At 46.7% G+C, this 20,108-nt stretch carries 16 protein-coding genes and 1 pseudogene; 10 read left to right on the top strand and 7 right to left on the bottom strand.

The window, feature by feature from the left end; all coding sequences use genetic code 11:
- Nucleotides 1-340: 340 nt before the first annotated feature.
- Nucleotides 341-1,489 carry an MFS transporter gene (locus RIB93_RS23395; protein ID WP_446376148.1) on the bottom strand — a complete coding sequence of 383 codons (1,149 nt, stop codon included), beginning with the start codon at nucleotides 1,487-1,489 and terminating at the stop codon, nucleotides 341-343.
- A 172-nt stretch (nucleotides 1,490-1,661) separates the two neighbouring features.
- Here RIB93_RS23395 and RIB93_RS23400 point away from each other — a divergent pair, with 172 nt between their 5' ends.
- From RIB93_RS23400 to RIB93_RS23420, 5 genes are all read left to right on the top strand, one after another.
- A complete protein-coding gene (locus tag RIB93_RS23400; RefSeq protein WP_446376150.1) occupies nucleotides 1,662-2,822 on the top strand; it encodes an aromatic ring-hydroxylating dioxygenase subunit alpha in 1,161 nt (386 codons plus the stop codon).
- Between the two features lie 75 nt (nucleotides 2,823-2,897).
- On the top strand, nucleotides 2,898-3,932 hold the full coding sequence (gene dusA / locus RIB93_RS23405; protein WP_446376152.1) for a tRNA dihydrouridine(20/20a) synthase DusA: 1,035 nt from the start codon (nucleotides 2,898-2,900) through the stop codon (nucleotides 3,930-3,932).
- A gap of 667 nt (nucleotides 3,933-4,599) precedes the next feature.
- Nucleotides 4,600-4,854 (top strand): NifU family protein, encoded by a 255-nt coding sequence (locus tag RIB93_RS23410; RefSeq protein WP_446376154.1) that lies wholly within the window; start codon nucleotides 4,600-4,602, stop codon nucleotides 4,852-4,854.
- 103 nt (nucleotides 4,855-4,957) lie between these two features.
- Nucleotides 4,958-7,204, top strand: coding sequence for a glycoside hydrolase (locus RIB93_RS23415; RefSeq protein ID WP_446376156.1), 2,247 nt, complete (start codon nucleotides 4,958-4,960; stop codon nucleotides 7,202-7,204).
- A gap of 100 nt (nucleotides 7,205-7,304) precedes the next feature.
- Nucleotides 7,305-7,664, top strand: coding sequence for a four helix bundle protein (locus tag RIB93_RS23420; protein WP_446376158.1), 360 nt, complete (start codon nucleotides 7,305-7,307; stop codon nucleotides 7,662-7,664).
- A 682-nt stretch (nucleotides 7,665-8,346) separates the two neighbouring features.
- Here RIB93_RS23420 and RIB93_RS23425 read toward each other — a convergent pair.
- The 3 genes from RIB93_RS23425 to RIB93_RS23435 form a co-directional block, all read right to left on the bottom strand.
- Nucleotides 8,347-10,875 carry a CHAT domain-containing protein gene (locus RIB93_RS23425; protein WP_446376160.1) on the bottom strand — a complete coding sequence of 843 codons (2,529 nt, stop codon included), beginning with the start codon at nucleotides 10,873-10,875 and terminating at the stop codon, nucleotides 8,347-8,349.
- 325 nt (nucleotides 10,876-11,200) lie between these two features.
- Entirely contained in the window at nucleotides 11,201-13,378 is a 2,178-nt protein-coding gene (locus tag RIB93_RS23430) for a caspase family protein (RefSeq protein WP_446376162.1), read from the bottom strand.
- Nucleotides 13,379-13,582: 204 nt separating this feature from the next.
- Nucleotides 13,583-13,948: a hypothetical protein gene (locus RIB93_RS23435; protein ID WP_446376164.1), complete on the bottom strand. Its 366-nt coding sequence runs from the start codon at nucleotides 13,946-13,948 to the stop codon at nucleotides 13,583-13,585.
- A 177-nt stretch (nucleotides 13,949-14,125) separates the two neighbouring features.
- On the opposite strand from RIB93_RS23435, the pseudogene RIB93_RS23440 reads away from it, so the two are divergent.
- The 3 genes and pseudogenes from RIB93_RS23440 to RIB93_RS23450 form a co-directional block, all read left to right on the top strand.
- Nucleotides 14,126-14,304, top strand: a pseudogene (locus RIB93_RS23440) (IS607 family transposase); the annotation flags it as partial.
- Nucleotides 14,305-14,375: 71 nt separating this feature from the next.
- Entirely contained in the window at nucleotides 14,376-14,888 is a 513-nt protein-coding gene (locus tag RIB93_RS23445; protein ID WP_446376166.1) for a hypothetical protein, read from the top strand.
- A complete protein-coding gene (locus tag RIB93_RS23450) occupies nucleotides 14,879-15,244 on the top strand; it encodes a hypothetical protein (protein ID WP_446376168.1) in 366 nt (121 codons plus the stop codon). The genes RIB93_RS23445 and RIB93_RS23450 overlap by 10 nt, the downstream gene beginning before the upstream one ends.
- On the opposite strand, the gene RIB93_RS23455 is transcribed toward RIB93_RS23450, so the two are convergent.
- Together RIB93_RS23455 and RIB93_RS23460 are read right to left on the bottom strand one after the other, a co-directional pair.
- Nucleotides 15,182-15,811 carry a phosphoribosylanthranilate isomerase gene (locus tag RIB93_RS23455; RefSeq protein ID WP_446376170.1) on the bottom strand — a complete coding sequence of 210 codons (630 nt, stop codon included), beginning with the start codon at nucleotides 15,809-15,811 and terminating at the stop codon, nucleotides 15,182-15,184. The two genes, RIB93_RS23450 and RIB93_RS23455, sit on opposite strands and share 63 nt — an antisense overlap.
- 270 nt (nucleotides 15,812-16,081) lie before the next feature.
- Complete coding sequence (locus RIB93_RS23460; RefSeq protein WP_446376172.1) at nucleotides 16,082-17,821, bottom strand: DUF3352 domain-containing protein; 1,740 nt, start codon at nucleotides 17,819-17,821, stop codon at nucleotides 16,082-16,084.
- Between the two features lie 280 nt (nucleotides 17,822-18,101).
- Here RIB93_RS23460 and RIB93_RS23465 point away from each other — a divergent pair, with 280 nt between their 5' ends.
- Together RIB93_RS23465 and hrcA are read left to right on the top strand one after the other, a co-directional pair.
- A complete protein-coding gene (locus tag RIB93_RS23465; RefSeq protein ID WP_446376173.1) occupies nucleotides 18,102-18,461 on the top strand; it encodes a rhodanese-like domain-containing protein in 360 nt (119 codons plus the stop codon).
- A 225-nt stretch (nucleotides 18,462-18,686) separates the two neighbouring features.
- On the top strand, nucleotides 18,687-19,775 hold the full coding sequence (hrcA, locus tag RIB93_RS23470; protein WP_446343304.1) for a heat-inducible transcriptional repressor HrcA: 1,089 nt from the start codon (nucleotides 18,687-18,689) through the stop codon (nucleotides 19,773-19,775).
- Nucleotides 19,776-19,884: 109 nt separating this feature from the next.
- Here hrcA and RIB93_RS23475 read toward each other — a convergent pair.
- Nucleotides 19,885-20,108: hypothetical protein (locus RIB93_RS23475; protein ID WP_446376175.1), on the bottom strand; the 224-nt coding region annotated here is incomplete at its 5' end.

Below are 20,108 nucleotides of genomic sequence, written 5' to 3' on the forward strand. Positions count from 1 at the left end.
CAAATTAGTCAAATCTTTAATAATTAGCAGGAAGTTTAAAGAAGGATTAAAGCTGCACGCGATCGCAACCGATCAGGTTGGGGTAGGGGGAGATGAGGGAGATGGGGGAGTTATCAGGAGCAGAGTAACACCTCGACCCTTCGACAGGCTCAGGGCATCGCTTACCTCGATTTACTTCGACTTCGCTCAGTAACACGCTCGGTGTGTCAGATGGGGAAATTGTGTAGGGGCGGGTTTCACTACTATCTTTTTGGTTACACCCAGATGTAACTAAACCCGCCCCGACTGTACATAAGACGAATGACCAATGACAAATGACCAATGACAAATGACCAATAACTTATTGCTGATGAGCAAATAGCAAAACTCCTGCCAATAGTGCCACAATCGCCGCCGCATAGAACACCCACTCTAAACCGCAGAACGCTAACACGGGTCCTAAGAGGATAGGAGATATAAACTGTCCCAAAAACCCCGCGCCTGTCCCAGCCGCTAGTACACTGGATTTCAGGTCTGGGGGGGCTAGATTCGCCAGAGTGCCGTAAAGGGTGGGGAGTACCAAACCAAATCCCATACCAAAGAAGACAGCCGTCACTAAAATCCAACCCAGTTGGTGCAGTATGGGAATCGTACTTAAAGTTAACGCCATCAGACCTAACCCGATCGCAACAGTCTTAGGTCGTCCCCAGCGCTGTGCCAGTTTTTTCGTGCCAAATGCTGATATAATAGCTGCGCCTATTGCTCGTGATGCTAAAACAATTCCATTAACCACGCTTGTGGCGTCAATGGTTTGTTTGAGATATTGCGGGGCATAAATGACCACCGCATACATCGCAATGGATACCAAACTGAGTGTGCATAAGAGGCGTAGGGTGTAGGGGCGTCCTAAAACCTGGCGCAGTTTACTTCCAGCATCTTTAGCGTCTGCCTTGGTTTTTGGGGAGGATTTTTCCGGTAAGAACCGTGCGGCTAAGATTGCCATAGGTAGTCCTATCCCATACAGACCAAATGCCCATTGCCAGTGAAATGAACCCACCCAACCCCCAAGTAGGGGGAAAGCAATGCCCATAATAGTTAAGGTACTTGTTGCATATCCCAACGCCTGCGATCGCGCTTCGCCTTCATACATATTCCCCAAGATGCCCAAACTCGCCGCCGCAATTCCGCCACTGGCGGCACCTAATAGTCCTCGCACGACTAACAACGGCATTAGTGAGTGCATGAAGGCACCGGCTGTGCCAAATAAGCCGTAGAGAATTAATGACGGAATCAGCACCCGCAAGTGACCGATCCGATCTGCCACGATTCCTAATGGCGGACTAAATAGGGCAATGGTTAGACAATGCAGGCTGACCAAATTTCCTGCTAATGCCGGATCAAGGTTAAGTTGCTGGATCATCTCTGGCAAAATTGGCGCCACCACTCCCCCCGCCATGGTGGTGAGAGAGCCGGCGACTAGCAGCACTAACAGCCGAGGATCACTTAACATAACTTAAAATACCCAAATATTTTGACAACTATAGCAGAAGGCTCCAAGGCAGGGGAGACATAAGACATAAGACGTAGCTTGCTTCTCAAGGGAAGCGAGTATGACAATCAGGTGCATTGACTCCTAAAAAATTACAAGATAAATATTGTCAATCGACAACAGAGGCTCCGATATGGAACTGGCGACAACGCTAACTAGCCAAAACGTTCAAAACGCGATTAGAGAAGTAGGGATTAACCCTAACTACTGGTATCCCGTGGCTTGGGCAAATCAAATCCAACCGGGTAAAATCTTACCTGTCAAGATTTGGCAACAATCCATCGCTGTTTACCGGACTCCCACCGGTCAACTCCATGGGTTAGAAAATGCTTGTCCTCACAAAGGTGTAGAACTGCATAAAGGCATTGTCCAAGATGAGTATTTAGCCTGTCCCTATCACGGTTGGCAGTTTGATGGTGCAGGAAAGTGTGTAGGCATTCCCTACTTTCCCCCGGAACAGAAACTACCCTGCGCTCAAGTCCGTACTTACCCGATTCAGGAAAAATACAAGCTGATTTGGATCTTTCCGGGAGATCCTACCTTAGCCAAAACCTGTCAACCGCCAGATATGCCAGAATTTGACAATCCAGACTGGTTTATGGTTCCCGTGAGTGCCAGGATGAAGTCTCATTTCTCGATTTGTAATGAAAATACCATGGATGTTTTTCATGGATTTTTGCATCAAAACCTGCAAGGATGGTTTGATCCAGTTCTCAAGCGGTTGCAGGAAACGGAAAATACCGTCTGTGCGGAGTACGATGTTTCCTATAAAGGGCGTATGGCTCAATGGTTAGGGTTAAGCGATCGCGCGGATCAAGTGACTCGGCGCACGATATCGCTAGAGTATCGCTATCCCCATTATTACAGTTCCCTCGAAGGCGTCTCTAATCTCTACCTGATGCGCCTCCCCATAGGACTAACCGAAAGTCGCTCCTTTGCCCTATTCTTTTTCAAGGTTCCCCTACCCCAATGGTTCCGTAAACTATTCGACCCCCTCTTGTCTACCATACTGGAACGGTTTGTATTTATGCGATTTCTCAATCAAGATATTGAAATGATGGAAAGTGAGCAGCAAACCTATCTGGCAAATCCCCAGCGTCGTTATGTGGAAGTCAATCCCGCGATCATTGCCATACAGCGGTTGATCCGGCGACAATTTCAACTACTGGAAAGCTATGAAGCAGGTACTGACTCAGAGAAGACAGAGGAACTTGATCCATCCACGGAAAAGGAATTGGGTGAAGTCGAACAAGCGTTAGAAGATTTGACGATTGGGATTGAAGATCGATCGTGATCAGGTGTTGTTGTTGAGTTGTTAATCTGGATCTGATAGGAAGTGCGATCGCATCCAGACAAATTCTACACGCCAATGGTCAGTTCCAATACCGTCGTTTTACCCCAACCTCAACCTCACGCCATCCAGGGAACGTATCCCTTAAGTATTGCACCGATGATGGATCGCACGGATCGCCATTTTCGGTATTTTATGCGCCAGATTACGCGCTGTACTCTGCTCTATACCGAGATGGTGACCAGTGCAGCAATTATACATGGCGATCGCGATCGCCTCTTGGGTTTTTCCCCCGAAGAGAAACCCTTAGTGCTGCAAGTGGGGGGAGATAATCCCCTAGAACTCGCCGAATGCGCCCGAATCGCTGAAGGGATGGGGTATGACCAGATTAATCTTAACGTGGGATGTCCGAGCGATCGCGTGCAAAATGGGAACTTTGGTGCTTGTCTGATGGCGCAACCGGAACAGGTAGCGCGGGGGGTGGAAGCGATGATGAAGGCGGTTACAATACCAGTTACCGTCAAGCATCGGATTGGAATTGATGAGTGCGATCGCTACGAGGACATGGCAAAGTTTGTCCGTATTGTCTCAGAAGCCGGATGTCAGCACTTTAGTGTCCATGCGCGGAAGGCGTGGTTACAGGGATTAAGTCCCAAGGAAAATCGCACGGTTCCCCCCTTACGGTATAGTGACGTGCATCGCCTCAAACAAGAATTTCCCCAGTTATTTATTGAAATTAACGGCGGATTTACCAGTTTAGAACAGGTAGAGGAACAGTTAAAATTTGTCGATGCGGTAATGATTGGACGCGCCGCTTATGATAATCCTTATCTGTTTGCTCAAGCCGATTGTCAGATATTTGGGGAGGAAAGTATACCCCCCACTCGCCATCAGGTTGTGGAAGGGATGTTGGATTATATTGATAATTGGGTGGCAAAAGGATTGAAGCTAAATAAAATAACCCGCCATATTCTGCAATTATTTTCCGGACAACCTGGGAGTCGCGCTTGGAAGCGACATTTAACTGAAAAGTCTTGTATTTTGGGTGCAGGTTCTGAGGTCGTGCGGGAAGCGTTAGCGAAAGTACCTGACTCGTCCCTGAGTGTGAGATGAAATGGAAAGCGATCATGAATTGCTTGTCTAAGGAACGCCGACAGGAAGTGTTAGATTTTGCTGTTTTTTGTGTCAGAGGTAGTTAGGGCTTACTGCACAACCCGGAAACCCTGATTCATCAATACTTTGAGGCGTATGGACAGTGGATAAAGTGCCAGGAAATGGGGTAGCATCCTTCATAAGTATGGCATCACCTTGCTCAGGGAAAATGTACCCTTGCTCCCCCAGCTCCCCCAGCTTCCCCTGCTCCCCCTCACCTCACCACTTATTCAGCAAGCCCTAGTTACAGGATAGATTGTAGGGGCGACCCGCCGCACACAATTAATATCGCCCAACCCTTAATTTTATCGGGTCGCCCTGCATCAGGTAAACTGTTCGGCATTTAAACCTTAATGTCAATAATGACGAAATCCTGGTAGTGCGAGCATCTTGCTCGCTACTAAGCATCTTGCTCGCTACTAATACCCAATTTAAATGCATGACGGCTTATCAGTCATTATCGGACACCGCGTACCTTTAGAAAAGGGCGAGTCGAGATAGATTAATTCTCACACCACCTACGATATGCAGCGACTCGCCCCTACAACCCCGATAATCCTGACAATCATTCAAAATTCTCAAAGAACGCTAGGATGTCAAATAGTTATGCTGTCAAACTCGGTGAATTATGGCTCAAACACTATCTCCCCCCTTAGCATTAACCTCGGAAAACGTCGAAGCCGTCCTCGATGAATTGCGTCCTTACCTGATGGCGGATGGCGGTAACGTTGATTTAGTGGAAATCGACGGTCCGATTGTAAAACTGCGGCTACAAGGCGCTTGTGGGTCTTGTCCCAGTTCTGCCATGACCCTGAAAATGGGGATTGAGCGCCGCTTACGGGAATTTATCCCGGAAATCGTGGAAGTTGAACAAGTAATTTAATTATTCTGCGTTTTTAATTTGGCGTTAAGGGTTAAGAGTTATAAAGTGAGAGAACTCCCCTCTTCACACATAAACTCTAGACCCTTAACGTTTACTATTAACGATGAGTCATCCCTTATACGTCGCCTTTATCTGGCATCAGCATCAACCTCTCTATAAAAGTCGCAACAGCGTGTCCGGCTCAAATGGGCGGTATCGCCTCCCTTGGGCGCGGCTGCATGGGACGAAAGATTATTTGGATTTAGTCCTATTGTTAGAGCGCTATCCTAAGTTACACCAAACGGTCAACTTAGTGCCATCGCTGATTTTGCAGTTGGAAGATTACATGGCGGGGACAGCCTTTGACCCCTATCTGGAGTTGACTCTGACGCCAACCGACCAACTCAAGCCGGATCAACGACAGTTTATCGTTGAGCATTTTTTTGATGCTAATCACCGCACCCTGATTGATCCCCATCCTCGATATGCTGAGTTATACGAGATGCGGCAAGACAAGGGGAAAACTTGGTGTGCAGATCATTGGACGCATCAGGATTTCAGCGATTTACTCGCATGGCATAACTTGGCGTGGATTGACCCAATATTTTGGGATGATCCAGAAATTGCCGCTTGGTTGGAAAAAGGACGAAACTTTACATTAAGCGATCGCCAACGCATCTATTCTAAACAACGAGATATCCTCAAGCGGATTATTCCTCAACATCGCCAGATGCAGGAGGCGGGTCAGCTAGAAGTGACCACCACGCCCTATACTCACCCGATTTTACCCTTACTCGCCGATACTCATTCCGGGCAAGTAGCGATTCCGGAGATGCAGTTACCCCTGCAGCGCTTCCGTTGGGAAGAAGATATTCCTCGCCACCTACAAAAAGCGTGGCAGATGTATGAAGAACGATTTGGACGAACACCACGCGGCTTGTGGCCCTCAGAACAGTCGGTGAGTCCGGCAATTCTACCTTACATTGCTGAGGCGGGATTTAAGTGGATTTGTTCCGATGAGGCAGTATTAGGATGGACAGTGCAGCACTTTTTCCACCGGGATGAAACCGGAACCCTGATGGAACCCACGTTACTCTATCGCCCCTATCGCTTAGAGACACCCCAAGGGAACTTGGCTATTGTGTTTCGGGATCACCGTTTATCAGATTTAATTGGCTTTTCCTACGGGTCAATGGAACCCAAGCAGGCGTCAACGGATTTTGTCAGCCACTTAGAAGCGATTTCCCGTTCGATTAAACGCCAAGAGAAAGAGGGAGGGACTGGATTAGATCAACCGTGGCTGGTAACCATTGCCTTAGATGGGGAAAATTGCTGGGAATTTTATCAAAAAGACGGGATTCCTTTCCTCTCCTCACTGTATGAAAAACTCTCGGCGCATCCGCAGATAAAATTGGTTACGGTGTCGGAATTTTTGGATCAGTTTCCTCCTACCGCCACACTTCCCGCAGATCGACTTCATAGTGGCTCATGGGTGGATGGTAGTTTTAGCACTTGGATTGGGGACCCAGTTAAAAATCGGGCATGGGATTTACTTACCCAAGCGCGGCAAACTTTAGCCAATCATCCCGAAGCCACACCAGACAACAATCCTGAAGTCTGGGAAGCCTTGTATGCGGCGGAAGGATCAGATTGGTTCTGGTGGTTTGGTGAGGGTCATTCATCCAACCAAGATGCTATTTTTGACCAGTTATTCCGAGAACATTTGACTGGGATTTATGAGGCATTAAATGAACCGATTCCGGCTAGTCTTAAGCAACCTCTAGACACCTACGAATCGAAAGGTGATCATCGACCCCTGAGTTTTATTCATCCAGTAATTGATGGCTTTGGCGATGAGCAAGATTGGGATAAAGCGGGTCGAATTGATGTCGGTGGCGCACGGGGAACAATGCACCGTAGTAGTGCGATTCAACGGTTATGGTATGGTTTAGATCACCTGAATTTTTACATGCGATTGGATTTTCAAGCCGGGATTCAAATTGGTCAGGATATTCCTCCGGAATTGCATTTATTATGGTTTTATCCGAATCGCACGGTTCACAATAGTCCAGCCCCTTTAGCCGAGGTTCCTGATACTGCCCCGGTGAACTATTTATTTCACCACCATTTAGGGATTAATTTGTTAACGGGTTCGACGTGGTTAGAAGAAGCCGGAGAATACTATCACTGGCATCCCCGCAAAAGTCGCGCCCAAGTTGCGTTGAAGCAATGTTTAGAGGTGGCTGTACCCTGGGCAGATTTGCAGGTGGAACCGGATTATCTGCTGCGGTTGGTAATGGTTTCTACGGATAATGGCATTTTCCACAGTTATATCCCAGAGGATAAATTGGTGGGGTTACAGGTGCCGTAAATGGGTTGATTTTTGATTGTTCATTGTTCATTGTTCATTGTTTTTTCGCTATGAATGATGAACAATTTAGCCAATTGATTAGGAAAGGAGAATTTGAAGGATGACGGATTTTCGCAAGTTGAAAGAATGGAATAAAGCCCATGAGTTAACCGTTGACGTTTATCAGGTGACTAAAGGGTTTCCGGAAGAGGAATTACTGGGGTTAACTCAACAGATTCGTCTGGCTTGTGCGGCGATTCCGATTAAAATTGCTCAGGGGTGCGATCGCGAGGAGGCGGAGGACAGACTCAGCTTTCTGCGGCTGGCGCGGGATTCGGCGATTGAGGTGGAGTATTATCTGCTGCTGTGTTATGAGTTGGAATTGCTGAGTGCCACAGATTATGACCGTTTAGTCAGTGGCGTGGTTGAGGTGAAAGAATTGTTGGAGTCTTTTATCCAAAACTTCTATGGGAATTTTTGAACTCTTTTCTCTGTGCGATCGCATATCTTGAAGTCTGGGCGATTTCCTAAACTTCAGGTTCAATCCCTGCAGCTCGCAACTGTGCAGCTAACCGTTGTGATCGTTCTGAAAAACGTGCATTTTTGGATCGTCGAAACTCTTGATATACCGTAGGGTGGGCATTGCCCACCAGCATACCAGTCAGTACCATTGAGTTTAAGTCTTTGTGAGTTCTCGGTTTGTCTAAGCTGTAATGCATTTAAATTGGGTATTAGTAGCGAGCAAGATGCTCGCACTACAAGGATTACGCCATTATTGATATTAAGGTTTAAATGCCGAACAGCTTAAGCTTAGAGGTGGGCAATTCCTTCGGGAAGCTTCACTAACACACTGAGAAAAATATCGCCTATCTTGGAGTCTGGGTGGTTTCTTTAGGGGATAGCAGAGCTTTACCCTTGACTTGTCCTGATTTTTTGGGTATTTTATTTTTATTGTGGGAAAATGTGTGCGCCTATAAAGTTGTTCAGAGAATTCAAGGCGATCGCTCTTTCTTTCCAAGTTCTAATCCACACGCGATCGCACTGTCTATCGGGAGCATGTCAGTTTTACCAAAATGCTCTTGTAGGTTGGGTAGAGCGTAAGCGTTACCCAACAGGCTAACGATGGCGTTGAGTTTCGTTCCAAGGGTTCGCTTCTGTGCTGATTACTCAGACTCACCGATGAGGGTAAACGCTGCCCATTGTTTAGGATTAGGATATTGTTTCATTGTTGTCAGCATTGCCTGACGTAGGGCAACGGCTTTGTCAGGATTTTGTTGTAAGTTGCGATAAAATTCAGTCATTAAAAAGGCGGTAGAATCATCGTTAACTGCCCAGAGGGAGACTAAAATACTGGGGACTCCGGCAGATATTAACGAGCGAGATAAGCCAATGACACCATCTCCTTTTATGTCGCCGCGCCCGGTGTCGCAAGCGCTGAGGACGACTAAATCAGCAGAGAGTTTCATGTCGAAGATTTCCCCGGCGGTGAGTAAACCATCAACTACATCATCAGGTTTACCGGAAGGGGCAAGGGCGATCGCTCCTGGTACACCGAAGCCTTTAAAATCATAGAGTAAGCCGTGGGTCGCTAGATGAATGATGCGTGCCTGTTGCATTTTCTCCATCACTGCTGCTTTAGTGGCTTGGCTACCTATTAGTGCTTCGGTGTTGAAGAAGTCGGCAATTTGATTGGCTTCTCGTTCTGCACCGGGGAGAGGAGTTAAGTTGGTAACTAATTCCCCAAATTGGATTTTGGGCATGGTAGGATTGCCAACGATTAGCACATCTCCGGTTGAGTTTTGAATGTTGTGCTTCTGCTTGCGGGTTAAGTCTAGAACTTGGATGGCGGGTGCGGTGAGGATGGTATGTTTTTCGACTAAATAGTTGCCTTGCTCGTCTTGCAGGGCGGGGAAGGGGACGAGAAAGAGGGAGGCTTGCGGGATGAAGATGACTCGTTCCTTGGGGTCAGTGGGTAGCAAGTTGGCAATGGGAGCGATGAGTAGTTTATGGAGTTGCCGTAATTTTTCGGTTGAGTTTTCGGGTTGGGGATTGACGACGGTTACATCAAACAGACTGCGACCTCTGACACCAATGTTGTCACGGCTGGTGGTAACGAGGTTTTGTAGGGATGTATCGAGGGATTCTAGGTCAACTTGCTTAAAGGCAATTTCACCTGTTGGTTTGATGACCCAGATGTAAATAGCTTCATTCTCTATTGTAGAATACTGAACCAGTGTGGCATTTTGTTCGGAGGCAATTTGCTTAATTTCCGAAAGGGTTGGGGATTTGATATTGAGTGGATCGTTGGGATTTTGTGAAAGTTTGTAATCCAATAACTCCACTAAAGCACGTCCGCGACTGCGTTCGGCAATTTCTAAGGCTTTGTCAAATTTATTCTGCGCGACTAAGGCTTGTTGTAGAAGGCGGTAAGTAATCGCTTGCTGTTCAAAAATAGAGATTTTTTGGTCATCTTTTAATCCAGCTCGCAGAGACTCCCAAACCTCAATGGCATTGAATAAAGTTTTTTCTGCATTGGAATACTGACCTAGATGGGTGTAAACTCCCCCGGTATTATTGAGAATTACGCCTACCCCTGCCTTGTCATCTATTTCTTGCAGAACCACCAAAGCCTGTTTATTAAATTCTAAAGCTTTTGGATAATCTCTAAGTCCTTGGTAAACAAAACCAATGCCAGCAAGAACAGCGCCTACACCTGCCGCGTCGCCTACTTCTTGTAAAACTACTAAAGCTTGTTGATGAAATTCTAAAGCTTGTGGATAATCTTTTAGTTTAGAATAAACTTGACCAATGCCATTAAGTGTTTGCCCTAGCCCTGCTTTATCACTGATTTCTTTGCGGATAATTAAAGCTTGTTTATAGAATTGTAACGCTTCAGGATATTGTTCCATACGATCGTAACATTGACCAATACCATTCAAAATACTTCCCTGCAGTTTCTTCTCACCAATTGCTTGGGCAATGACCAACGCTTGATTATGAAATTGCAAAGCTTTGGAGTACTTTCCCAGATAGCGGTAAATTGCGCCAATGTTGTTGAGAACGGCTGCCTCTCCTTCCTTATCATTAAGTTCCTGGCTAAGAACCACAGCTTTTTCAAAGTATTGCAAGGCTTGAGGATACAAACCTAAAGCACGGTTAACTGTTCCAATATTGCTGGAAATTCTTCCTTTCATCTGCTTATCACTAATTTCTTGGGCAATGACCAAGGCTTGATTATGAAATTGCAAAGCTTGCGAATACTTTCCTAAAAAGAAGTAAGCAGCCCCTAGGTTGTTTAGAGTATCTCCTACCCCTGCCTTGTCGCTTAGTTCTTGACGAATTACCAAGGCTTGTTCAAAAGATTGCAAGGCTTGGGGATACTCTCCTAGATCAATGTAAATTTTACCAATAGTGTTAAGAATTAGTGCTTCGCTTCCATTCCAGTTACGCTCTCTGACAATGCCTAAAACCAGTTGAAGCGTTTTTAATGCTTCTCGAAACTGACCTTGATTAAACTGCTGAACTCCTACTTGGTACAGCCGCAACGCCTCGTCATTCCGTTCTTCTCTCGTCTGCGGCTGCGCCAAAACCGCACCACTTCCCCCACTATTCCCCACCCCTGGTAACGGACAACTCAACCCGATGAGTAAGGAGGCAGTAACAACACTAAGACGGTATAAATGACGATACATAGACAACTTTCTCTATTAATGGGTTAGCAAACTGCTCGTACATATCTCCCCTACGGAGAAGGTTATGCAAAAAAATCACTCAACTTATCGAGAGACGAATGCTCAATTGTATGCGAACTCTCCACACTCGCTCAGAGGGTGTTTGAAAAGTGTCACTTGTCATTCTAAGCGCAACCCTTCACGGAGCTTGCCCTTGAACGAAGTGAAGGGTTCGAGGGTAAACTCCGTGGAGCGCGAAGAATCTCTGTGTAGCGTTGCGGTTCGAGATGCTTCACTACGCTATCGCTCCGTTCAGCATGACATTTTAGACTTCTCAAACATCCTCTCAGCTCACCTCAAATGTAATCGACAACGTCGCAATTTCCGCCGTACTGATACGCCTCGCTCTCACAGCCGCAATACTGCGTTCCTCACTCAAATCCGCCAACAAATCCCCAACCACCTCAACAGGTTCCCTCAACGCCAACGCCCCCTCACTCCGATTCAACTCCTGCGCTAACGATACCAACGTTTTAACCGCCCTTTCCATCGGCGTGCGGCTAGCAATTACCAACGCTTCAGCCGTTCCGCTTTCCTTCGCCTGTAACCTCAATTGCTTCGGATCGCCAATCGTTAAAGTGCGCCCTGGATCTAATCGCATCCCTTCATTAGACGTGGGATAAAGATAGGGAAACACTACCACTAACCCACCCGTAGAGTCAATCAACAGCGTTGTCAGATACAGGGGTTCGCTTTCCCGGTTCGTGACGCGAAACTGAAACAGCTTTTGCACGGGTAAGCGGTTGGGATACACTGACTCTTGACTCGCTTGCTCCCGCCCTGTCGTCGTTCTAGCAAGTACCCGTTCCGGTTCTTCTACCAAATGCATCGAGACATCCACATTCAGTTGAGAAGCCCCTGCATTGAGCGTTTTTTTAATAATATAGGTAGCTAAAAAGGATTTTAGTTTGGGTTCGAGACGTTCGATCGCATCCATAACCGTCTCTCCCACCTCACCAAACGATCGCGGTACTGGGACAAAGGCTTCCGTAAATAAACCAATACTACCCACATCCGGACGATTAGCAACCCCATCCCGTTGCAATTCCCGATAAGAATCGACACTGACGCGACTGAGGATAGATTGCACCCCGCCAGGGTAGGGAACATTTCCCGGTTGTGCGGGAATAATTTCCGTCCGAGGCAGAGCCGCGATCGCATTTTGTAGTCGATTAATCTCACCCGAAAGTGACGGATCGACACCGAGGCGGAGAGTGAGATTCGCCGGAATAACGCGACTGTATTCTTGCAGCAGCATTCCCGGTTGCAGCGAAGTCACTCCATCGGTTTCCACTAACTTGACTTCCCCCCTCAAACCGCGACGGGATGTTAACTCTACCTTGCCAGAAATCTGTCCCCCATCATTTGCCATTGCAAATGTAGCACCCGGTTGGAAGGCTTCCAGGCTTTCTCGATCAACTCCCCCCAGCCATAATGTCGCCTCGTCACCGTTAACTTGGGTAATCACCGCATCCGCAGGAGGCACTTGTCGGTTAAAAAAGTAGATAGGACGATTGCGATCGCCATCCGCTAAGGGAACTTGACTGGAAAGCGACTTTATGTTGTGAGCAATCTTGGCAATAGCATTCCCTACCGTATCCGTTTCCTGCCAGAGATACTGTGTCATCAGGTAGGTAAATGCACCTGCATAAAAGCCACCTAAATAGGCATCTAAAGCTTCTTGATCCCGTTGCGCGGAGGCAACAACAATCCCTTTAGCGACTCCCCGACAGCGCCGATTAGTAACTTTTTCCGGAGATAGTTGTAACATTTCCATCCAGCGTTTTTGATAGGCAATTTCTTCCGGGCTGGGTTGAAATTCTTTACCGGAAACAGAACGCACGCGAAAGTTTCCACGAGTGCCACCCCCAGAGTAACAACTATCCAGTACTGCCGTAACATTTTCAGTATTTAACGCCGACATCAACAGAAATAAACTGCGTCCCATAATATCTAGTGCAATGCCATTTTGCCCATCATCAGCAGGAACTAACGTGCTATTCAATTCATCATTAACAATTTGGTTGGGGCAATTTTGGAGGGAATTTGGGTCGTATAATCGGGAACCATGACCGGAAAAATGGAAAACAACGACATCTCCCGGTTTGGCTTGTTTGATTAAATGTTCTTCAAACGCAGTTAAGATTATCTGGCGAGTCGGTTGCTTGTCCGGAGTTTCATCACTTGTTAAGCGGATAATATCATGGGGATGGAAACCAAAACGGTGAATCAGCAGGTATTCTTGCAAGTCTACATCTGTGACACAGCCTGCTAAATTGCCGAAGCGATCGCTATTGGGATACTGATTAATTCCGACTAACAGCGCCAACTTGCGTGGAGTATCTTGGGCGAGAACTTTAGCATAGCGATGGCTTTTTTGGATAATATCCCACTGGCTTAATCCCAAGGTGGCTAAAGTTGAGCCAGCAAATTGTAAGAAGTGACGGCGAGAAAGGTGATACATGATGACAATTTTGGATTATGGATTGACGCTTCACCCACATTTTTGGATTGTATTTTTATAGCACTACGAGGATATGTTAGGACATCAGTTGATCCCAAGAGGGAACAGGGAACAGGGAACAGAGAAAAATGGGGAGCATCCCATTTTGGAAACACCATTCTCCAAAGCAACGATATTTCAATGGTTTCAGCCCTCTGAAAAGAGCTAACGCGCCAGATCGTAAACCCCTTCGCCAACGGAACGGGCAGCAGGCTGCTCTCGTTTGCCTCGGGTTTTCGTCTGATAGGTCTTTTCTCTTAAACCTTGCTCAATCTTTTTAGCATCACTACTGACACTTTCGACAAAGCCCCAGGTTTGTTGCCCATGCTGGCTTACTTCCGGTAATTGTTTTTGTCCCACTACAATCAGGCGATATGATGCCTTTTCGTGAGGTTTCAGAACCATGTAGAACCGTTGCACATCATCGAGTCCTTCTACAGAATGTTCTTCGACTTTTGGTCGGTAGCAGAAGTAGATATTGCCTTGTTCAAGAACTTCGACGTTGTTCTGTTGGTCTCGATCGTTTGCCATGAAATTTCTCCTTATAGGGTTGGCATAATTGCCAGAACATCAGTCTTCAGCATAAACATAAGCCTGGTCAAAAATACCCTATCTTTAGGCTGAAATAACTGTAAGTCGGTTGATGGAAATAAACGGAACTATGTTAATTTCTGTAAAGACAAACCTCAAACCCTTACGAATGACAAAGGACTGAACTACCAGAAAAAGGGAATTCAGCAGCTTTTGAGACGCATTTTGAGAGGCGATGTCGGTCGATTGGTGAACTGGTAACAGTCTTCTCAGCGCGGCTCTATGGCGCTCGGAGTCGCAAGAATAAGAAGCTAATTGACGGTGTTTCAAGTGCAATCGAAGAATCTCAAAAATAATCTGCCCAATCCCTTGACGTTGGGGAGATATGTCCACATAGTAGAGGAGTAAATTGCCAGTTTGGGTAGATATGGCGACAATTATTATTGGACACAGGCTATTTGCCAATAGTGAAGATGAAGCGAAGGAAAAAGGATTACCTTTGCTCGAGAATCTTTGGGAACGCCTTTCTAAATCACTGGAAGCGGTTAAAAAAGACTGCTTAAATCGTTACCCAGACTTGATAATGGAGATCTCTAGCCTGGAAAAAGAATTTGTTTATTTTGACCAGTGGGACAAACAGGATGGTAAAAAAGTTTGGGATTTAAGTTACTGGGCTGAGGTAAAAGCGACCTCCCCCGATGGTGATCCAGAATGTGATTTTAAGATTGATCAGTATGACCAATGGCAAAAGCTTGGAGAGCCGATGTACAAGGATGTCTACGAGCCTCTTTATGATTGCGACTGGTCATCTATTAAGCCTTTTTGCGATGTGGATAGCGACACTATTGGTGATATTGTTTCTGTTCAGTTTGACGCTGTAAAAGCCGTTGATAGCTACCACGGCGGAATTCATTTTTACAATAATAACGAATGGCTATGAAAACTTACGCAACCGATAAATTGCCTGTCATTCTGCAAAATTTAATAGCTGATTACAGCAATGTCTATCGGTTTGCGTTGATCTTCACTGTCAATCAGCGCCTTAAAGGTTTCAGCAACAAATCAAAGCTAAACACGCTAATTCAACAGACTTTCAAAATCAACAAGCGTCAAGCAGGCGCGGTCATTGCAGATGCAGATGGGAAAATTGATTCTGCGAAGAAATGCCGCGCTAACCACATCAAGCAACTCGAAGGTAAGCTAAAATCGGCTAAAGAGTTTCCTTTGCCTCAGTTACTGAGTGCTGAAACTTTTGTACACTTGATTGAAGAACTCAGAGAGCTTATTCTCATCTAATTTGCCATGCGTGCGAACCCCACTACAGACATCCACGCCAAAGGGTTTGACCTCTTGAATGGCATCTTTTACATTCTCCGGAGTGAGTCCGCCAGCTAAGAAAACAGGCACGTTGACTAATTCCCGGATGCGTCGGCTAATCGTCCAATCATGAACTCGCCCGGTTCTGCCCAGTTCTTTTTCTGGTAACAGGGGATTCCCCGAATCGAGAATCAATGCGGAAACAGAGGGGGCAACGGCTAACGCTTCTTCGATCGCGGCTTCGCTGGTGATATGAATGGCTTGGACAATGGCAATTCCAGGTAATGCCTGACGTAAATCATCATGGCTTCCCCACTGTAGGCGATCGCAAATCTGAATTGTGTTGACGCCTAGGCGTCGTTGCTGGGCAACAATGGCTAAGGTATCAAATTTACTGGTGAGTAGAAATGAAGAGACACCCGGAGGGACTTTAGTGGTGACTTGGGCAATCAAGCCTTCAGACACCATACCCGGTCCACTGGGCATCTCGGATACTAAGCCTATGGCAGCAGCGCCATAACGAATGGCTAGATTGGCTTCGTTCATGCTACTAATGCAGCAAATTTTAACTCTGGGTCGGATTGTTGGTTCCATCAACTTCCTATGAAAAACGTTTTGATATAAAGGTTTGAGAAGAGGGCGACCCGACCCCATTGAGTAGGCAACCCGACCGTCTGTAGGGGCGGGTTTTACCGATACCATATAAGCAAAAACTGGTAACTTATGTAAACCCGCCCTGTTTCTGGTGTTGTTAATTAGGCTAAGCGGGTCGCCCCTACCTTGTTGATGATAACTCCATTCTGAGACTAATTCGTTTTAGCCAGAGGAACGATCAACCCATTGGAAAAATAACTGGCTTTGTTGAACATCCTGATTCACACCATAACTGGTAATGGTTAGCGATCGCAGGTGGTTAAATAAAGGTTGACCAATGAGTTCCACCACCCGCAAAATGGGAAGCTGACGCTCAATTAAAGGTTGGCTCTCTAACCAGTTTATATAGAGATACCCATCATTTCGAGTCGGTAAAGCCGCGATCGCGTTCTGGAAGTCTAGGTTCTGAACCAGAGAATCCTTCACGCCCCCAAGGGCGGCGTCCATTGCCTCAATGGATGTGGCAAACACTTCATAGTCTCCTACCGTGGTGTGAACCCCCCGAACTTGGGCTTGTAAACTTAACAACCCATCTTGGCGATTCTTCAGGGCTTTCGCTGTCACCAACTTCGTCCACGCCGTCGTCGTGCGATCGCCAAACGGGAGTTCTCCCACATTGAGTCCCTGCTGCTTGGCGACGATATCCAAATGCTCAATCGCGTCAATTGCCCGATCATCATTAGCCGTTTGCGCCACAAAAATCCAGTCGGGATTCGGTTGATCCGGTCGCTGAAATAGGGATAGGGCATAGTCCCCCTGCACCCAACTGAAAATCTCTTCTGGCAATTGAATCCCCCACTGAGAATCTAACCGGGCAATCCCTTGGTCAATTACGCTACTGAGACTCTCATCGCCTTCTAATCGAGTAGATAGTTGTTCCCAGAATTGGTTTAAATCAACCCCAGCAATTGCTAATGCACTTTGGGCGGGGATGTACTGAAGGGCATCAATAGGCTGAGACGGGACTGGGGTACTTGGTTCTAGACTCGATTTTGACCGAGGAATCGCCGTTTGTGCCAATAGCCCCTGACGAGTGAGGGACAAGGTAATCGCCAAGCTTTTGGACGCCTCAAATGACTCGCGATTAGGAATCGGTTGATTGGAAATCCAAGCGGCTAGGGCGGGTAAATTCACCACGCTGAATCCAATACGCGGTTCGGTCAGACTTTGCAGCAGGTGTTGATAATCGAAATTTTCTGCCAAACTCAAATCGGCAACTTGTACCGTATTAATCGCATTCCGCAAGACCTTAGGCTGATTGGCGTAGAGGACAAAGCGATCGCCTACAATCGCGCTGGTTAAGGTATTCGGGATGGGACGAGAGTCTGTATCCTTTGCTACCTTTTTCCCTGGGGAATTTGAGGATTGATAAATTAGGTTGACCCCTTTATAGGATTCAACGACTAAATCGGCTGAGTTAGCGATCGCGAGTCGAGAATAAACCTGTTCCTGCGCGGCTTCAGGATCATTGGTCGTAAAAACGAGTAAATATCCCGGTTGTGCCGCATTCTCAGGATTCCGGTCAACATCTAACGACGTTACCGCCAGCGTCAGTTCATCATCAATCCAGGGTTGAATGTCCCGTTGATAATCCAGTCCCAAATTCGCCAGCAGACTATTTTCCAGTTGCTTAAACTCCGCGATCGCACCTCGTCGCTTCTGAGGTGGAACCATCACTTGCCGCAACGCTGCCAAACGGTCTGGATTCACCAGCAACGATATCATGGCGGGGGCTTGTTTCGGCACAAAAATCGCCGCCGTGGGAGTCTTGACCTCCTGTTCCTGCAATAGAGTTAGGGGGCTGTGGGCGCTAACCCAAAACCAGCCACCTCCAGCCAATAACAGCAACATTACCACACCGACTGCTAAGGCATAAAAAAACGAGCGTAGTTTCATTGTCATTCGTCATTCGTCATTTGTCATTCGTCATTTGTCATTTGTCATACTCGCTTCCCTTGAGAAGCAAGCTACGTCTTATGTCCTTTGTTGAAGGTGACTTGCACTCTAATCGGGGCGGGTTTAGTGATATCAGGGTGACAACCTTCCCGTTAATGGTAAAACCCGCCCCTACACGCTCTCCCTCTGCTCCCTCTGCTTCCCCAGCTTCCCCAGCTTCCCCACACCCTTTGCCAATCTTAAGGATATCGGTATTCTGGTATGTATTATTTTCCTTGCACCAGTTATGTCAGCTCAATCCTTTAATCAACCCATTCCCAAAATCACTGTTGAGGAACTCGCGCAGCGGATCAGCCAGTCCCCGGAAGGACTCCAGCTTATCGACGTGCGAGAACCCCAGGAAGTCGCGATCGCGCATATTCAGGGGTTTGATGTTCTCCCCTTGAGCGAATTTGCCCAATGGTCTGACCAAATTCACAGTCGCTTTGAAGCTGATGCTGAAACCTTGGTGATGTGTCACCATGGTATCCGTTCCGCTCAAATGTGCCAGTGGTTAGCGGATCAGGGGTTTACCAATGTCAAAAATGTCGTCGGTGGAATTGATGCATACTCCGTAACGGTCGATCCTACCATCCCTCGCTACTAGCGGTCGATCATGGCAAGCTACAGAATCCTAGTGTCTTCTGTTATCTTTGGATCAATACTCATCCAACCAGGAAAGCCTGTCACTTAAAAGATCAGTTTAGCGGCGTTGGCGATTTAACCTATTTTTAGGGATATCTAGGAGATGCATTTCTCCACAAGTTCGCCATAACCCTCATGATTTTAAAGGATTCTGGTGAAAATCTGATTAAGTTCGGCTTTTTTTCAAATGTCTGTACACGTCAGTCTTAATAGTCGGCAACAACATATTCTCTGGGCAACCATCCGTCATTACATTGCGACGGCGGAACCTGTGGGTTCCAAAGTTTTAGCCCACGAGTATGATCTGAGTGTTAGTCCTGCTACAATTCGCTCTTGTATGAGCGTTCTAGAAAAATCTGGCTTACTCTATCAACCTCATACCTCTGCAGGACGGGTTCCCTCGGATTCAGGATATCGGATTTATGTGGATCGGCTGATTAAACCCTCCAATACGTTAGGACGTCAAGCAGAGACATTACTATCAGATCATTTGAAGGGAGACGATTTCAATTTTGAGGCTTTGTTACGGGATGCGGGGCAAATTCTCTCCACCTTGAGTGGGTATATTACCCTGATTACCTTACCTCAAACTCAAACAACACGATTGCGCCATTTGCAATTGGTGTCTGTCGCACCAGGGCGGGTGATGTTGATTGTGGTGACTGATGCCTATCAAACCCAATCCATTGTCATGGAATTGCCTTCGGTATCAGAGGATGATCCACCGGATGAAGCGGCTGTTGAGCAAGAGTTACAGATATTATCTAATTTTTTAAGTAGTAAGCTTCGGGGACGTTCTCTGGGTGAACTGGTTAACTTGGATTGGAGTGAACTTGACCGCGAATTTGCCCAGTATGCTGATTTCTTGAAGAAGGTATTGGCAGAATTAACTCGTCCGATGAAAACATCCGTAGCCACGCCAATTTTAGTTCGGGGGATTGCCGAGTTATTGCGTCAGCCAGAATTTGCTGAGTTGCAACAAGTTCAAATGTTGCTGCATCTGTTGGAGGAAGAACAGGAACAACTTTGGCCCCTAATCTTTGAACTTCCTGATAGTTTGAATTCTAAGCGTCGGGCAAAAGTGCGAATTGGGTCAGAAAATCCCTTGGAACCGATGCAAACCTGTACGTTAGTTAGTGCGACCTACGAACAGGATAATCTACCCGTGGGCAGTGTGGGAATTTTGGGTCCGACTCGGATGCTATATGAAAACGCGATCGCGCTTGTGGAAGCCACGGCGGATTATCTGACGGAGGCGTTGAGTCAGGTGGCGTAGTTATTTGTCATTTGTCCTTTGTCATTTGTCATTCGTCATTCGTCATTCGTCCAATTTAGGTTGGGATCAGGGCGGGTTTCGTTGTTCAGTTTGAGGTTAGTCTACTCATTTAATCCCTAAACCCGCCCCTACCTATTGCGGGTGCGATCGCGCCTAACAATCGGCTAGGTTTTATTGTCCAGTTTCCGGTTAATCTATAAATCTGATATCGGCACAATAAATCCAATGTAGGGGCGGGTTTAGGGACAAAATTAACCGAGAAACCAATAACCTTTCTACAAAACCCGCCCTTCCCCACCATTTCAGCCAACCGAACACCTGAATCTCCAATTT

Source organism: Coleofasciculus sp. D1-CHI-01, assembly GCF_040218875.1.
Classification (GTDB): Bacteria; Cyanobacteriota; Cyanobacteriia; order Cyanobacteriales; family Coleofasciculaceae; genus Coleofasciculus.

Excerpts from the sequence above, each read along its gene's own strand:
- RIB93_RS23395 (WP_446376148.1), bottom strand. The coding sequence starts at position 1,489 with ATGTTAAGTGATCCTCGGCTGTTAGTGCTGCTAGTCGCCGGCTCTCTC.
- RIB93_RS23400 (WP_446376150.1), top strand. The coding sequence starts at position 1,662 with ATGGAACTGGCGACAACGCTAACTAGCCAAAACGTTCAAAACGCGATT.
- dusA (WP_446376152.1), top strand. The coding sequence starts at position 2,898 with ATGGTCAGTTCCAATACCGTCGTTTTACCCCAACCTCAACCTCACGCC.
- RIB93_RS23410 (WP_446376154.1), top strand. The coding sequence starts at position 4,600 with ATGGCTCAAACACTATCTCCCCCCTTAGCATTAACCTCGGAAAACGTC.
- RIB93_RS23415 (WP_446376156.1), top strand. The coding sequence starts at position 4,958 with ATGAGTCATCCCTTATACGTCGCCTTTATCTGGCATCAGCATCAACCT.
- RIB93_RS23420 (WP_446376158.1), top strand. The coding sequence starts at position 7,305 with ATGACGGATTTTCGCAAGTTGAAAGAATGGAATAAAGCCCATGAGTTA.
- RIB93_RS23425 (WP_446376160.1), bottom strand. The coding sequence starts at position 10,875 with ATGTATCGTCATTTATACCGTCTTAGTGTTGTTACTGCCTCCTTACTC.
- RIB93_RS23430 (WP_446376162.1), bottom strand. The coding sequence starts at position 13,378 with ATGTATCACCTTTCTCGCCGTCACTTCTTACAATTTGCTGGCTCAACT.
- RIB93_RS23435 (WP_446376164.1), bottom strand. The coding sequence starts at position 13,948 with ATGGCAAACGATCGAGACCAACAGAACAACGTCGAAGTTCTTGAACAA.
- RIB93_RS23445 (WP_446376166.1), top strand. The coding sequence starts at position 14,376 with ATGGCGACAATTATTATTGGACACAGGCTATTTGCCAATAGTGAAGAT.
- RIB93_RS23450 (WP_446376168.1), top strand. The coding sequence starts at position 14,879 with ATGGCTATGAAAACTTACGCAACCGATAAATTGCCTGTCATTCTGCAA.
- RIB93_RS23455 (WP_446376170.1), bottom strand. The coding sequence starts at position 15,811 with ATGAACGAAGCCAATCTAGCCATTCGTTATGGCGCTGCTGCCATAGGC.
- RIB93_RS23460 (WP_446376172.1), bottom strand. The coding sequence starts at position 17,821 with ATGACAATGAAACTACGCTCGTTTTTTTATGCCTTAGCAGTCGGTGTG.
- RIB93_RS23465 (WP_446376173.1), top strand. The coding sequence starts at position 18,102 with ATGTCAGCTCAATCCTTTAATCAACCCATTCCCAAAATCACTGTTGAG.
- hrcA (WP_446343304.1), top strand. The coding sequence starts at position 18,687 with ATGTCTGTACACGTCAGTCTTAATAGTCGGCAACAACATATTCTCTGG.